The organism is Pseudomonas sp. KK4 (assembly GCF_001984065.1).
In the GTDB taxonomy this organism is placed as follows: Bacteria; Pseudomonadota; Gammaproteobacteria; order Pseudomonadales; family Pseudomonadaceae; genus Aquipseudomonas.
In genome coordinates, this window is sequence record NZ_LYVP01000025.1 from 1 (window position 1) to 15,261 (window position 15,261).

13 protein-coding genes are annotated in these 15,261 nt (G+C 62.2%); 7 read left to right on the forward strand and 6 right to left on the reverse strand.

Annotated features, from left to right (window positions below; genetic code table 11):
* Nucleotides 1-99 precede the first annotated feature (99 nt).
* From B0W55_RS11425 to B0W55_RS11435, 3 genes are all read right to left on the reverse strand, one after another.
* On the reverse strand, nt 100-2,730 hold the full coding sequence (locus B0W55_RS11425) for an excinuclease ABC subunit UvrA (RefSeq protein ID WP_077046108.1): 2,631 nt from the start codon (nt 2,728-2,730) through the stop codon (nt 100-102).
* Nucleotides 2,731-2,847: 117 nt separating this feature from the next.
* The gene (locus tag B0W55_RS11430; RefSeq protein WP_077046109.1) at nt 2,848-4,959 is read right to left on the reverse strand and encodes a PAS domain-containing sensor histidine kinase; all 2,112 of its coding nucleotides are present in this window, start codon (nt 4,957-4,959) and stop codon (nt 2,848-2,850) included.
* A gap of 234 nt (nt 4,960-5,193) precedes the next feature.
* Nucleotides 5,194-5,883, reverse strand: coding sequence for a GntR family transcriptional regulator (locus B0W55_RS11435; RefSeq protein WP_077046110.1), 690 nt, complete (start codon nt 5,881-5,883; stop codon nt 5,194-5,196).
* A 141-nt stretch (nt 5,884-6,024) separates the two neighbouring features.
* Here B0W55_RS11435 and B0W55_RS11440 point away from each other — a divergent pair, with 141 nt between their 5' ends.
* The 7 genes from B0W55_RS11440 (at nt 6,025) to B0W55_RS11470 (ending at nt 13,490) form a co-directional block, all read left to right on the forward strand.
* Nucleotides 6,025-7,107, forward strand: coding sequence for an ABC transporter ATP-binding protein (locus B0W55_RS11440; RefSeq protein WP_077046111.1), 1,083 nt, complete (start codon nt 6,025-6,027; stop codon nt 7,105-7,107).
* Between the two features lies 1 nt (nt 7,108).
* A complete protein-coding gene (locus tag B0W55_RS11445) occupies nt 7,109-8,029 on the forward strand; it encodes an ABC transporter permease (protein WP_077046112.1) in 921 nt (306 codons plus the stop codon).
* Nucleotides 8,026-8,814, forward strand: coding sequence for an ABC transporter permease (locus B0W55_RS11450; RefSeq protein ID WP_059405972.1), 789 nt, complete (start codon nt 8,026-8,028; stop codon nt 8,812-8,814). The genes B0W55_RS11445 and B0W55_RS11450 overlap by 4 nt, the downstream gene beginning before the upstream one ends.
* Before the next feature lie 17 nt (nt 8,815-8,831).
* Nucleotides 8,832-9,884, forward strand: coding sequence for an extracellular solute-binding protein (locus B0W55_RS11455; protein ID WP_077046113.1), 1,053 nt, complete (start codon nt 8,832-8,834; stop codon nt 9,882-9,884).
* A 252-nt stretch (nt 9,885-10,136) separates the two neighbouring features.
* Nucleotides 10,137-11,333 carry an amidohydrolase family protein gene (locus B0W55_RS11460; protein WP_077046114.1) on the forward strand — a complete coding sequence of 399 codons (1,197 nt, stop codon included), beginning with the start codon at nt 10,137-10,139 and terminating at the stop codon, nt 11,331-11,333.
* Nucleotides 11,330-12,817 (forward strand): amidohydrolase family protein, encoded by a 1,488-nt coding sequence (locus tag B0W55_RS11465; RefSeq protein ID WP_077046115.1) that lies wholly within the window; start codon nt 11,330-11,332, stop codon nt 12,815-12,817. The genes B0W55_RS11460 and B0W55_RS11465 overlap by 4 nt, the downstream gene beginning before the upstream one ends.
* Nucleotides 12,818-12,827: 10 nt before the next feature.
* Nucleotides 12,828-13,490, forward strand: a complete 663-nt coding sequence (locus tag B0W55_RS11470) for a flavin reductase family protein (RefSeq protein WP_077046116.1) — start codon at nt 12,828-12,830, stop codon at nt 13,488-13,490.
* A 33-nt stretch (nt 13,491-13,523) separates the two neighbouring features.
* Here the strand turns inward: B0W55_RS11470 and B0W55_RS11475 are convergent, their stop codons facing one another.
* Genes B0W55_RS11475 through B0W55_RS11485 form a run of 3 tightly spaced genes read right to left on the reverse strand, consistent with a single transcriptional unit; the run spans nt 13,524 to nt 15,258 of the window.
* Nucleotides 13,524-14,183 carry a DUF799 domain-containing protein gene (locus B0W55_RS11475; protein WP_077046117.1) on the reverse strand — a complete coding sequence of 220 codons (660 nt, stop codon included), beginning with the start codon at nt 14,181-14,183 and terminating at the stop codon, nt 13,524-13,526.
* Nucleotides 14,180-14,548, reverse strand: coding sequence for a DUF4810 domain-containing protein (locus tag B0W55_RS11480; protein WP_077046118.1), 369 nt, complete (start codon nt 14,546-14,548; stop codon nt 14,180-14,182). The genes B0W55_RS11475 and B0W55_RS11480 overlap by 4 nt, the downstream gene beginning before the upstream one ends.
* Nucleotides 14,549-14,577: 29 nt before the next feature.
* Nucleotides 14,578-15,258: a CsgG/HfaB family protein gene (locus B0W55_RS11485; protein ID WP_077046119.1), complete on the reverse strand. Its 681-nt coding sequence runs from the start codon at nt 15,256-15,258 to the stop codon at nt 14,578-14,580.
* Between the last annotated feature and the right edge of the window lie 3 nt (nt 15,259-15,261).

Sequence of the window (15,261 nt, forward strand, 5' to 3'; positions counted from 1 at the left end):
TGTGGGAGCGGGCTTGCTCGCGAAGAGGCCGGCACTTTCAACATCGCCGGCGACTGCCCCCTCGCCATCGCGAGCAGGCTCGTTCCCACAGGGGCGCGATCATCCGAGTACTTTGGCGAGGAATGGTGCCGTGCGGCTTTTCTTGCTTTTCGCCACTTTCTGCGGCGTGCCGGCCACCACGATTTTGCCGCCCTGATCCCCCGCCCCTGGGCCGATGTCGATCACCCAGTCGCTCTGCGCCACCACGCGCATTTCATGCTCCACCACGATCACCGTGTGGCCCGCCGTCACCAGGTTGTTCAACTGCTCCAGCAGTCGATCGACGTCCCTTGGGTGCAGGCCGGTGGTGGGTTCGTCGAGCACATACAGGGTTGCCCCTCGCGGGTTGCGCTGCAGCTCGGTGGCCAGTTTGATGCGTTGGGCCTCGCCACCGGACAGCTCTGTCGCCGGTTGGCCAAGGCGCAGATAGCCCAGGCCGATGTCCCTCAACACCTCCAGCGATCGACGCACGCCCGGTTGTTCGGCGAACACCTGCACCGCTTCATCGACGGTCAATTGCAGCACCTGGGCGATGTTGCGGCCCTGCCAGTGGATCGCCAGGGTGTCCGGGTTGTATCGGGCGCCGTGGCAGGTCGGGCACGGTGCGTAGACGCTGGGCATGAACAGCAATTCAACGCTGACAAAACCCTCGCCCTCACAGGTCGGACAGCGGCCCTTGGCGACGTTGAAGGAAAACTGCCCGGCGTCATATCCCGCGGCCTGGGCGTCAGGCGTGGCGGCGTAGAGCTTGCGCACGTTGTCGAACAGCCCGGTGTAGGTCGCCAGGTTCGAACGCGGCGTGCGGCCGATGGGTTTCTGGTCGACTTGCACCAAACGCTTGATCGACGCCAGCCCTGCCGTGACCTGGCCGCCGCTGGTTTGCGGCGCATCGTCTTCCAGGCTCGGCTCTTGAGCCTCAATGTCGGCCGGTGGACGCCCGAGATGCGCGCCCACCAGTTCCAGCAGCGCCTGACTCACCAGGCTCGATTTGCCCGAACCCGACACCCCGGTCACCGAGGTAAAACAACCCAAAGGAAACTCGACGCTGAGGTCGTTCAGGTTATTGCGAGTGATGCCTTCCAGCCGCAGCCAGTCGCTGGCCGTGCGCGCTGTTCGGTGGTTGCTGACGGGCGCAGCAAACAGATAGGCGCGGGTTTGCGATTCGGCCACGTCCGCCAGACCGGCCGGCGCGCCGCTGTACAGCACCTGGCCGCCATGTTCACCCGCCGCCGGACCGACGTCGATCAACCAGTCGGCGCGGCGCATGGTTTCCACGTCATGTTCGACGACGAACAAGGTATTGCCGGCCGCTTTCAAGCGTTGCAGCGCGTCGAACAACGCCTCGCCATCGGCCGGATGCAAACCCGCCGACGGCTCGTCCAATACGTAGATCACCCCGAACAACTGCGACCCCAATTGCGTGGCCAGGCGCAGGCGTTGCAATTCACCGGAGGACAGTGTCGGCGTGCTGCGTTCCAGTGCCAGATAACCCAGGCCCAGGTCGGTCAGGGTGCTGACTCGCTCCAGCAAATCCTGGGCGATGCGTTGCGCCGCCAGGCGTTTTTCCACCGACAGGTTCGGCGTGTGCCGCACGTCCGGGGCATTGGCGTGACAGCTGGCGCCGTGGGCCACCCGCTGTTCACGGGCCTGTCGAGTCTGGCTGTGGCTCAGCACTTCGCCGGCCTCTTCACCTTCCTCCAGATAGTGCTCGGCCGCCACCGGCCTGAGCACATCGGCCACCTGCAGCAACGGCATCTGCGACAACTCACCGATGTCGTAACCGGCAAAAGTCACCGACAACGCCTCGCGCTTGAGGCGTTTGCCTTCGCACAACGGGCAGGGGCTGCCGAGCATGAATTGCGAGACGCGCTTCTTCATCAGCGCACTTTGCGAATGGGTAAAGGTGTGCAGGATGTAGCGCCGGGCGCCGGTGAACGTGCCCTGGTAACTGGGCTCCATCTTGCGCTTGAGGGCGACGCGGGTTTCCTCCGGGGTGAGCCCGGCATACACCGGCACCGTGGGGGTCTCCTCGGTGAAGAGAATCCAGTCCCGCTGTTTTTTCGGCAGTTTTCGCCATGGGATATCGACGTCGATGCCCATGGTCACCAGGATGTCCCGCAGGTTCTGGCCCTGCCAGGCCAACGGCCAGGACGCCACTGCACGCTGGCGAATGGTCAGGTTCGGGTCCGGCACCATCAAGGCTTCCGTGACCTCGTACACCCGGCCCAGGCCATGGCATTCGGGGCACGCGCCCTGGGGCGTGTTTGGCGAAAAGTCCTCGGCATAGAGCATCGGCTGACCCGCCGGGTAACTGCCGGCGCGGGAATACAACATGCGGATCAGACTCGACAGGGTGGTGACGCTGCCCACCGACGAGCGTGTGCTGGGCGTGCCCCGTTGTTGCTGCAGGGCCACGGCTGGCGGCAGGCCTTCGATGGAATCTACATCCGGCACCCCGACCTGATCGATCAGGCGCCGCGCATACGGCGCCACGGATTCGAAATAACGGCGCTGTGCCTCGGCGTAGAGCGTGGAAAACGCCAGCGACGACTTGCCCGACCCGGACACCCCGGTGAACACCACCAGGGCATCACGGGGAATATCGACATCGACGTTCTTGAGGTTGTGCTCCCGGGCGCCGCGCACCCTGACCATGCCTGAGGGAGGGGTTGCGGTTCGGTTGGAGTTCATCGGGCGGCCTTTAATTGAAGGTGAGCGATCCTGTAGGAGCCGAGCTTGCTCGCGATGGCGTCTGGTCTGACACACCGCCATCGCGAGCAAGCTCGGCTCCTGCAGAACTGGATGTGTTCAGCCGTTGAGCACCATGCGGATCATTTGGGTCAGCGCCTGCGGGCTGTAGGGTTTGCTCAGCAAATGGGTGTCGGGGCTGAGTTGGTGGTTGCGCGAGATGATGTCACGGGTGTGGCCCGAGGTGAACAGCACGGCCACCGGCGGGATTTTTACCTTGGCCCAGGCCGCCAGGTCCGAGCTCTTGATCAGGCCGGGCATGACCACGTCGGTGAAGATCAGGTCCACCACCACGCCTTCGAGCAGCATCTGCATGGCGATATCGGCATTGGCTGCCGTCAGCACCTGATAACCCTCCTCGCGCAACAGATCTACCGTGGAGGCCCGCACCGCGTCATTGTCCTCGACCACCAGAATCCGTTCATGGCCGCCCTGTTGCTGCACATCGAGGACCTTCGGTTCGTGGGGCACCGAGCGCAGGCTACGGGGGAAATACAGCTGAACCCGGGTGCCCTGGCCCATGACGCTGGACATCTCGACATGCCCGCCGCTCTGCTTGACGAAACCGAACACCATGCTCAACCCCAGCCCGGTACCCTGACCGTCAGGCTTGGTGGTAAAAAACGGCTCGAACGCCTGGGCCAGTACCTGCGGTGACATGCCTGCGCCCGTGTCTGCCACCGTCACACAGACGTAGTCACCGGCGACCATGCCCTTGCCCGCGCAGAACGACGAATCAAGGCTCACGTTCTCGGCACAAAGCCCAATGGTCCCCTCGCCTTTCATCGCATCACGGGCATTGATCGTCAGGTTGAGAATGGTGTTTTCCAGTTGATTGCGATCGACAAAAATCGGCCAGGTATCGGCGGCGACGCTCATCTGCATCTGAATGGTTTCCCCCAGCGCGCGCTGGAGCAACTCGCCCAGGCCGTCGAAGATCTGCTGCGGCGCACAGATCGCCGGGGACAGCGGCTGGCGACGGGCAAACGCGAGCAATTGCGCAGACAGTTTGGCGCCGCGCTCGACGGCGGCAATCGAAGCGCTGACCCGCCGTTGTACGTTGGGGTTGTCCGGTTCGTGTCGCGCCAGCAAATGCAGATTGCCGGCAATCACCTGCAGCAGGTTATTGAAATCGTGCGCCACGCCACCGGTGAGTCCACCGATGGCTTCGAGTTTCTGCGATTGACGCAATTGCTCTTCGGCTGCCAGCCGCGCCTCCACTTCGGCGGCTACGCGCTGCTCCAGGTTGCGGGTGAACCTGAGCAACGACTCTTCAGCGATCTTGCGCTCATCGATGTCGATCAGCACCCCAGGGAAGCGGAAGGCTTCACCCTGCTCATCGAACTCGCAACACCCGCTGGCCAATACCCACAGGTAGCTGCCGTCCGGTCGCAATATCCGGTATTCCGCGTTGAAAGGCGCACCGGTCTGCACCGAGCGCACGACTTGCTCCTGCACCCAGGCAATATCATCGGGGTGGATGCGTTGTTCAGCGATGTCCTGGGGCAGGCTGTCCAGCGGTTGCCCGGGGGGATAGGAAAATGTCCGGGCAAATCGCTCATCGCCGCTGAGCACGTTGGCCTTGATGTCCCAGACGAACGAGCCGAGCAAGGCCCCGGCATTGAGAGCCAGGCGTACCCGCTCGTTGTCGGCGCGATAGGCGTTTTCAGCGGCCTGGCGCAGGCGCTCGGAAATCACGAATTCGGTGGTGTCGACCACCATGGCCATGACCCCGGCCGGCAAGCCATCGTCGTTGGCGACCGGGCTGTAGTAAAGGTCCAGCCACACTTCCTCGGGAACGCCGTCACGCAACAGCACCAGTTCTTTGTTGCGATAGGACAAGGTGCCGCCCGCCAGACAGGTATCGACCACATGCCGGTTGAACTCGGCGACTTCCGGCCAGCCCATTTCCACCGGTGAACCCAACAGATAAGGATGGCGCCCGCCGGCGAACACCGAATAGGCATCGTTGTAGATCATGTAGCCGGCCCGGCCCCACAGCATCACCATCGGCAACGGCGAGGCGAGCATCATTTGCACCGTGCTGCTCAGGCTCCTGGGCCAGCTATCGATATTCCCAAGCTCGGTGGTGCCCCAGTCGAACGCACGGATGCGCTCGGCCATTTCGCCGCTCCAACCGGCACATCCGTGGCTATTGTCTAGAAACTGCATTGGCTGGCTGAGTCCCGGTAATTGCACCCGATTGTTTCGAGCATGGCGCGGGGCAATGGTTTCATAGAGGTATAGCTGATTTCAGTGGCCCATCTCAATCACTGCAAACCTGTGATTTGCATCGCCCCCTGTGGGAGCGGGCTTGCTCGCGAAAACGGTGCGTCAGCCGACATGGATGCTGGCTGACACACCGTTTTCGCGAGCAACCCCGCTCTCACATTTTGATCGTCGGTGTCACACCTCTATCAGGTGCTTGAGCGGGTTATAGCTGGTTTTGAGGGTGGCGGCGACGTCGAGGATGGCTTTCTCGATGCCGTTCAGATGCATGCAGGTCAACTCGATCGCCGCGCTCTGGTTGCCGGCTTCGATGTATTCGATCAGGCGCAGGTGTTCATCGTCGCGACAGGCTTCGTGGCTGTCGTCATCCAGCGCGGCGGCATACAGCGAGGCCCGGGAAATCAACTTCTGGAACCAGTCCAGCAGCACCGGGTTGTTTAGGCTGCGGGCCAGTTTGATATGGAACTCGCCGAGCAGATGAATCAGCCGTTCGTGGTCGCCGCTCTGGTGCGCCTCGTCCTCCAGCAACAAATGATCGCGCAGGTCCTGGGTCACGGCGGTGTCGCGACGCCGGCACAGCTCGCTGACGATGCCGATCTCGACCAGGCGTCGGGTTTCGAACAGCGAACGAATCTCTTCATCACTGGGCAAGGACACCGACGCACCTTTATTGGGCTCGGTGGTGACCAGCCCATCGGCTTCCAATTGCTTGAGCGCCGCCCGAACCGACGTGCGGCTGACGTTGAAAAGCTCGGCCAGCGATGCCTCACCGAGCTTCATTCCCGGGCGCAACGAACGCTTGCTGATCGCCTCGTAAACCCCTTGGTAGACGCGGTCGACCGTGGTTTCCAATTTCTTTTCGGCCATTGAATGACTCCTTCAGCGCTTGGCAATTGCCCCCTGGCGAATGCACAGCCATCGAAAAAGGGGGTTGCACCAGCAGGTTAATCCGGGTATTTCTAAATTGCATCCAGATTTTGCATACAATAATTAGAGGAATGCACCATTATGGGTCATCCAGTTGCAATCGAAGTGCGTAACGTCTCAAAACGCTATTCCGACGATCCAGGATTGGCGCCAGCCCTGGACAACGTCTCGGTGGACATTGCCGACAACGAGTTCTTCACCCTGCTTGGCCCCTCCGGCTGCGGCAAGACCACCCTGCTGCGCACCATCGCCGGTTTCGAGCATGTCAGCGAGGGTGAAATCCGCCTCGCCGGCGAACCGGTCAATGACCTGCCGCCGTTCAAGCGTCGGGTCAACACGGTGTTCCAGAGTTACGCGCTGTTTCCGCACATGAGTGTCGCGCAGAATATCGCCTTCGGCCTCGAGATGCAGGGTCTTGAACGCAAGCTGATCCCGCAGCGAGTCGATGAAATGCTGGCGCTGGTGCAAATGCAGCACCTGGCGCGACGCAAACCGGCGGAACTGTCCGGTGGTCAGCAGCAACGGGTGGCTCTGGCCCGGGCCTTGGCGCCGAAACCAAAGGTGCTGTTGCTCGATGAACCGCTGTCGGCGCTGGACCTCAAGCTGCGCAAGGAAATGCAGGTCGAACTCAAGCGCGTACAGAAAGAAGCCGGCATCACCTTCATTTTCGTCACCCACGATCAGGAAGAAGCCCTGACTCTGTCCGATCGCATCGCGGTGATGTCCGCCGGCAAGATCCTGCAGATCGGCACCCCGAACGAAATCTACGAACACCCCAAGCACCAGTTCGTTGCCCAGTTCATCGGCGATATCAACTTCCTGCCCGGCCACCTCAAGCGCGGCCAGCACAACGAAAACCTGTTCGTGCCCAGCGGCATGCCGGTGGAAATCCCCTGCCCGGCCCAGGGCATCGACGGCAAGGTGCAACTGGCGTTTCGCCCGGAACGCTCGCAACTGGTGGACCCGACCCAACCGCATCACCTGCGCGGGGTGATCGAAGCGGTGCTGTACGTCGGCACCGCGACCCTCTACCAGTGCCGCCTGAACAATGACATCAAGGTCATGCTGCGGGAGAACAACGAAGGCCTGGCCCGCAATCGCGGGGTCGGCGATCGCGTGGCGGTCAACCTGCCGCCCCATGCCTGCCTGCTGATGGAGGCCTGAGATGAGCGTCAGTAGCACTTCTCCAGCCCTCAACCGGGCGCTGTTGCTCAGCCCGGTGGTGCTGACCCTGCTAGCCCTGATCGCCATTCCGCTGGGGATCATGGGCTACATCAGCCTGCTGCCGCGCAACGTTTACGGCGGCGTTGACTGGCAGGCCAATTGGCAATTGCAAAGCTACGTGCAGCTGTTTTTCCAGGAAGGCTTCGACGGTGAGCTGGAGCTGAACTGGGTCTACGCCCAGGCGCTGATCCGCTCGGTGTTCCAGGCCGGCGGCACCACGGTGCTGTGTTTCCTGTTCGGTTTTCCGGTGGCGTTGTGGATGTCAAGCCTGACACCGCGTCGGCGCAACCTGATGGTGTTGCTGATCACCATTCCGTTCTGGACCAACCTGCTGATCCGCAACTACGCCTGGCTGATCATCCTGCGCGAGCAGGGCTGGGTGGCCCAGACGATCAATGCGCTGTTCCCTTCGGCCGGCGGCATCACCCTGCTCTACAACGACTTCGCGGTCAGCGTCGGGCTGGTCTACAGCTTCCTGCCGTTCATGATCCTGCCGATCTATTCAACCCTGGAAAAACTCGACTGGCGCCTGGTGGAAGCGGCCTACGACCTGGGGGCCAATCGCTGGCACGCGTTGCGGCGGATCATTCTGCCGCTGTCGATGCCGGGGGTGATTGCCGGTGCTCTGTTGGTGTTCGTGCCGAGCCTCGGCGCCTTCATTACCCCGGCGATTCTCGGCGGCGGCAAGACGCTGATGATCGGCAACCTGATCCAGCAGCAGTTCGGCACGGCGCGCAACTGGCCCTTGGGCAGTTCGCTGTCGTTCCTGTTGCTGGGGATTCTGCTGCTGTCGCTGGTGCTGTACGCCCTGTACAGCCGCAGCGCCGCCAAAACCCTCAAAAGCCGGGGAGCCACCGCATGATTGCCCTGCACCTGAAAAAACTGCCGATGACCCGGGAAGTCAGCCTGCTGATCCTGGCCTACCTGTACCTGCCGATCTTCGTGCTGATCGCCTACAGCTTCAACGCCAACCGCTCGGCGACGGTCTGGACCGAGTTTTCGTTCGCTTGGTACGGGCGGATCCTGGCCAACCCGTCGATCCAGACTGCGGCGCTGAACTCGATCATCGTCGCCAGCATCGCCACGGTCTGCGCCACCGCCATTGCGCTGCTGGCGGCGCTGGCAACCTACCGGCCGTTCTATGGGCAGAAGATGGTCGAGGGCGGGATCAACCTGCCGCTGATCCTGCCGGAGATCGTCACCGCCGTGGCCACCCTGCTGCTGTTCATGGCGCTGGGGATCAAGCTCGGCTTGCTGACGGTGATCGTCGCGCACATCGGCTTCTGCATTCCGTTCGCCTACTTGCCGATCCGCGCGCGGCTCAATGACCTGGACAAGAGCCTGCTGGAGGCGGCGAACGACCTGTACGCCAACCCCTGGCAGGTGTTTCGCCGGGTGACGCTGCCGCTGTTGTGGCCGGCGGTGCTGTCCGGTTCGGTGCTGGCGTTCGTGGTCAGCCTGGACGATTTCATCATGACGTTTTTTGTCGCCGGGCCGGGTTCGACCACCCTGCCGGTGTACATCTTCTCGGCGATCAAGGCCGGCGTGACGCCGGAGATCAACGCGATCTCGACCCTGATGCTGGTGATTTCCATCGTGCTGGTGGTGCTGGCCTTCTGGCTGGGACAGCGCGGCAAACAACAATGAGCCTGGAGCGTTCTTGCATGAAACTGAAAAACATTGGTTACGGCGTCGCCGGTCTGGCCCTCAGTTGCTTCACCGTTTTTACCGCCCAGGCCGCCGAGCCCAAGGAGCTGTTCTTCTACAACTGGACCGACTACTACCCGGTGGACCTGCTGGCCAAGTTCGAAAAGGAGACCGGGATCAAGGTCACCATGGACGGCTACGACAGCAACGAAACCCTGCTGGCCAAGTTGCAGGCCGGTGGCGCGGCCTATGACGTGATCGTGCCGTCGCAGTCGATCATGCGCACCCTGATCAACCAGGACCTGTTGCTGGAAATCGACGCCTCGACCCTGCCCAACTTCCAGTACGTGAAACCGGCGTTCCGCGACCCGAGCTTCGACCCTGGCCGTAAATTCTCTGCGCCGTACCTGTGGGGCACCACCGGGTTTTCCTATGACAGTGCGCGGGTGCCTGGCGGCAAGCTGGACGATTCGTGGAAAGAGTTCTTCGAGCCGCGCAAGGAACTGCAAGGCCAACTGGCCGCCCTCGACACCTCCAGCAGCGTGATCAATGCCGCCAGCCATTACCTGAACGTCGACGAATGCAGCGAAAACCCGCAGGACGCCAAGCGCATCCTCGAGCTGCTGCAAAAACAGAAGCCCTTCCTGAAGATGTACAGCTCGGACAACACCGTCGACCGCATGGCCTCCGGCGAGGTGATCATGATGCAGAACTGGAACGGCTCCACGGCCCGGGCCACCTTGCAGAAAAGCACCATCAAGTACGTGTACCCGAAGGAAGGCCTGGCGATGTTCCAGGACAACTTCGCCGTACCGAAAAGTGCGCCGCACCCGGGCAACGCGAAGATTTTCATCGACTGGATGATGAAACCGGAAAACGCCGCCGCGGTGTCCAACGCCATCGCCTATGACAACGGCATCCAGAGCGACAAGTTGATCGATGCGAAATGGCGTGTGATGGACGCCATCAACATGCCCGAAGCATTCGCCTCGCGCCTGCGCCCCGAAAAAGAGTGCAGCAACAAGGCCCGCGAACTGCAGGATCGGATCTGGGCGAAGCTCAAGGGCTGATTGCCTGACTTGAGACCGCGTCGCGGCCTTCGCGAGCAAGCCCGCTCCCACAATGAATGGCGTCGATCACAACATTTGTGAACACCCCCAAACCCTGTGGGAGCGGGCTTGCTCGCGAAGAGGCCCTCCCACACACCACAGGCGGGCGTCGATCACAACATTTGTGAACACCGCCGAACCCTGTGGGAGCGGGCTTGCTCGCGAAAAGGCCCGCCCAGGCACTACAAAATCTAATACCTTAATGAGGTTTGTATGACCCACCCCCGCTGGCTACGCAACGTACGCCCCTACGGCGCCCCCGCCGAAGACCTGCTGATCGAGAACGGCCGCTTCACCGAACGCCGCCCGGCCTCGACCCGCGAACTGCTGGCCACCGACATCGACGGCCAGAACCAATTGCTCACCGGTGCCCTGGTGGAAAGCCACGTGCACCTGGACAAGACCCTATGGGGCCAGCCCTGGCGCCCGAACAGCGCCGGCCCGACCCTCAAGGACTACATCGCCAACGAACGGCGCATCCTGCGTGAAGTCACCACGCCCATCGCCCACCGTGCCGGTGCCCTGCTGGAAAACTGCATCGCCCGTGGCTCGCTGACCCTGCGCTGCCACGTCGACATCGACCCGGAATTCGGCCTGCGCCACGTCGAGGCCATGCAACAACTGCGCGAACGCTATCGCGACCTGATCGACCTGCAACTGGTGGTGTTCCCGCAAACCGGCCTGATCAGCCGCCCCGGTACCGCCGAACTGATGCGCGAAGCCATGGCCCTGGGCGTGGAAAACGTCGGCGGCCTGGACCCCTGCGGCATCGACAACGACCCCATCGCGCAACTGGACGTCGTGTTCAAACTGGCGTCGGAGTTCGACCGTGGCGTCGACATTCATCTGCATGACAAAGGTGAACTGGGGCTGTGGCAGATCGCGTTGATCGCCGACTACACCGAACGCTTTGCCCTTCAGGGCCGGGTGATGATCAGTCATGCGTACTGCCTGGGCATGCTGCCGTGGAGCCAGGTCAAACCGGTGGCCGAGCGTCTGGCGGCGCTGGGGATTTCCCTGATGAGCTCCGCCCCGGCCGATTGCGCGGTGCCGCCATTCCTCGCCCTGCGTGAGATGGGGGTCAACGTATGTCTGGGCTCCGATGGCATTCGCGATGCCTGGTCGCCCATGGGCAACGGCGACATGCTGGAACGGGCGATGCTGCTGGCGTTTCGTTTCGATCTGAACAAGGACGAGGAGCTGGCGGCGGCGTTCGACGCGGCCACCGTCAATGGCGCCCGGGCGCTGGGCTGTTCAGGGTATGGCGTGGAGATCGGTCGGCCGGCGGACTTTCTGCTGATGCCGGTGCAGACCCTCGGTGAGGCGGTGGTCTCGCGGCCGCAACGCCAGGTGTATCGCGCCGGGCAGTTGATCGCCGCGGGCGGTCGTTTGCTGGACAGTCGTCTGTGAAACGTGTCGGTCTGAAGAGCCGTTGCGTGGTCGGCTTCGACGGCACGCAACATGTGCTGTGGCGCGACGGTGAGGTGGTGTTCGAAGGCTCGCGCGTTGTGTTTGTCGGGCGTGACTATCCGGGGACGGTGGATCAGTGGATCGACTACGGCAATGCGCTGATCGGCCCCGGGTTCATCGACCTGGATGCGCTGGGCGATCTGGATTCCACCGTGCTGACCCTGGACAACGGCGACGAGCGCGACATGGGCCGGATGTGGTCGGCGCAGTATTTGGCCCGCGGCCCACGGGAGAGTTACAGCGCCGATGAAGAGGTTTTCAAGTACCGCTATGCCTTCACCCAGTTGATCCGCAACGGCATCACCACGGCCATGCCGATCACCTCGATGTACTACCGCGAGTGGGCGGAAACCTACGACGAGTTTGCCGCGGTGGCGGGCGTCGCTGCCGAACTGGGGCTGCGCACGTACCTTGGTCCCTGCTACATGAGCGGCATGAGTTACTGGCAGGCCGACGGTACGCTGGAGCATCACTGGGATGAGCCACGGGGGCTGGCCGGGCTGTGTGCGGCTGAACGGTTTTTTCGGGATTTCGACGGGGCCAGCAATGGCCTGATCCGTGGTGCGCTTTTGCCGGACCGTATCCAGACCTGCACGCCGGCGCTGTTGCAACGCACGGCTGCCTTGAGCCGTGAACTGAACGCGCCAATGCGTTTGCATTGCTGCCAGGGCCTGGGTGAAGTGGCGATGGTCGAGCAATTGCGCGGTGCTTCGCCCTTGGGCTGGTTGCAGGCGCTTGGGCTTCTGACGCCGCGCAGCCTGCTGCCCCATGGCATCTACACCCGTGGCGATGACGACTTGCAACGGGTGGTGGATGGCGGCGCGAGCCTGGTGCATTGCCCGGTGGTGTTCGCCCGGGATGGCGAGGCACTGAATTCCTTTGGCCGCTATCGGGCCCGGGGCATCAACGTTGCGTTGGGCACCGACACCTGGCCCGCGGATCTGCTGGACAACATGCGTCAGGGCTTGAACATCGCCCGCTTGATGGAGGGCGGCAGTTCGCTGACCAGCACGCTGGACCTGTACAACGCTGCCACCCTCGGCGGCGCCAGAGCCCTTGGACGTGATGATCTCGGGCGACTGGCGCCGGGGTGCAAGGCCGATATCACAGTGTTCAACCTGCGGGGTATGCATCTGGGGCCGCTGTTCGATCCGCTGAAAAACCTCGTTCTGGCAGGCCGCGGCGACGACTGCATCGCCAGTTACATCGACGGCCGCTGCGTGATGCAGGACGGCCAGGTCAACGGCATCGACTACCCCACCCTGCAACGCCAGGCCCAACGACAATTCGAAACACTGATGCGCAGTCACAGCGATCGGGCCTTCGGCCAGCCGGACTGGAAAGGTCTGTTCCAGCCGGCCATCCCGTTCGCCGACGACTACAGCGCACAGGCGCCACTGTGCGCCATCGATCCCCTTCTTTAGAGAATCTGCCATGCAAAGCTTCGACTTCAGCACCCTGAGTGCGCGGGACAAATACAAGATTCTGATCGGCAGCGTAGTGCCGCGGCCGATTGCCCTGGTGACCACCGTCGATGGCGAGGGCCGGGTCAATGCCGCGCCGTTCAGCTTCTTCAACGCGCTGTCGGCCGATCCGCCCATCCTCGCGTTGGGCGTGGAAAACTACGGTGACCAAAGCCCCAAGGACACCACGCGCAACATCCAGCTCAACCAGGAATTCACCGTCAACATCGTCAGCGATGCCCTGGTGGAAGCCATGAACGTCTGCGCCGTGCCCTTTGCCCCCGGCTTCGACGAACTGACCGCCGCCGGCCTTACCGCCATCCCCGGCACCACCGTCAAATGCCCGCGCATCGGCGAAGCGCCGGTGGCCCTGGAATGCCGTCGGATGATGGCGCTGAACATCGGCCAATCGCGAGAGATCATCTTCGGCGAAGTGCTGATGGCTCATGTGCGAGACGAACTGATCGACCCGAAAACCCTGTATATCGATCAGTTGGGGCTGGATGCCATTGGCCGCATGGGCGGCCATGGGTATGCGCGTACGCGGGATTATTTCGACTTGCCGACCCGATCGCTGCAAGCCTGGACGGATGCACCGGGAGGTGGGGAGCGGTTTTGGCCGGTCGGCAAATAAATGCCCCCCGGCCTGCACGCAGTTCCTATGCGGTTAATCGGTACCGTACTTTGGCGATCGGGGCCCATACAGCAGGCCTGCTGGCTGTCCGGCCGACAGCAAGCGATTGCTCGCCACGCCGGCAATCGGGTAACCGGCGTCGGTGGCGCTGTTGATGATCTGCTTCACGGCCGCCGAGATCAGCATACCCACCAGACCGCCACCGCTGTTGTTGCCGCCCTCTTCGCTCGAAGCCCGCGCCGAGCCGGTCCAGAGGGTGGTGCCGGTTTTCAGGTCCACCAGTTTGGCGCTGGCCGTCACTGCGGTTTCACTACTGATCAGCATGTAGCGCGTACCGTACTCGCTGACGGTGACGTACAGCGCAGCGTCGGCGCCGAAGATTTCGTGCAACTTGTTGGTCGGTGCTTGATGGATGTCATTGGGTGTGGTCAGGCCGTTCTGGCGGAACGTTTCATCGACCAAGGTGATCGGCAACACGTAGTAACCCGCCTCAGCCAACGGGAACGTCACTTGCGACAACAGGCTGTAGGAGGCCTTGACGTCCGGCGACGTGTTCAGCGGCGGCAATACCAGAATGGATTTCGGACGCGCTTGCTTGTACGCCGAATAATCCACGGTCTTGGGCGCGACACAGCCACCCAGAATGACCAACGCCAAGGCGCTGGCCAGCAGTTTGAGAGTACGCGGGATCATTTGACGTCTCCTGTCCTGGCGTTTTTAAGCAGAAAATCCATGTACGGGCCGGACTCGGGAAACAGCGTTTTTTCGGTGCGCAATTGCTGCACCATCTGATCATCCTTGCCCATGCTCAGGTACAACAGCCCCAGGTGCGCGTGATAACCGGGCGGTACGCTCTTGCCCGTGGAACGGATCTTTTGCAGATCACGCTCCAGCACCTCGGCCTGGGCTTCTTTCGGCGTTTCGCTTTTGAAGTATTCGTAGACTTGGGGTTGATAGTCTTCCCACTGGTACAGGGTTTTCGGGCTGCTGCAACCGGCGAGCAGGGCGCTGGCGGCCAGCGTCAGGGCCAGTAATGACCGCGACAGGGACAGATTCATGGGTTGTTGCTCCTTGCGATGAATGTTGTTCAGTTACCCGGTTTCCATGCACCGGTGTTCATGCCATCCACCAGGCGATTGATCGCCTCGCGCATGGCCAGATCCAGGACTTTGCCATTGAGGGTCGAGTCGTAGGCGGCAGTGCCACCGAAGCCGATGATTTCGCGGTTGGACAAGGCGTACTCCCCGGCGCCCTGGGTCGAATACACCACTTCGGAAGTGCTGATGTTGACGATGTTCAGGTTGACCTTGGCGTAGGCGACCTGAGTCTTGCCACGACCGAGAATGCCGAACAACTGATGATCACCGGTCTCTTTGCGACCAAACTCGGTGACATCGCCGGTCACAACATAGTCGGCGCCTTTCAGACGTTGGGCCTGGCCCTTGATCGCCGCCTCCTGCTGGATCTCGCCCATGTTGTCGCGATCTAGAACGGAGAAACGGTTGGTCTGTTGCAGATGAGTGATCAGTATGGTCTTGGCCTGTCCGCCGAGACGGTCGACGCCATCGGAAAAGATCCCGCGCATATAGCTGGAGCGGTTATCAAACTTGCCCACTGCCATGGGTATGCGGGTACCCGCCCAGGTCTGTGTGGCGCTTTCGACCTTGGCCACCGGCAGTGCACGGGAGCTTTCCGTCGCACAGCCTGCGATCGCGCTCAGTACAGCAATCGTGACGCCTGAAACCAACATCCGTGAGATCATTCTCATTGA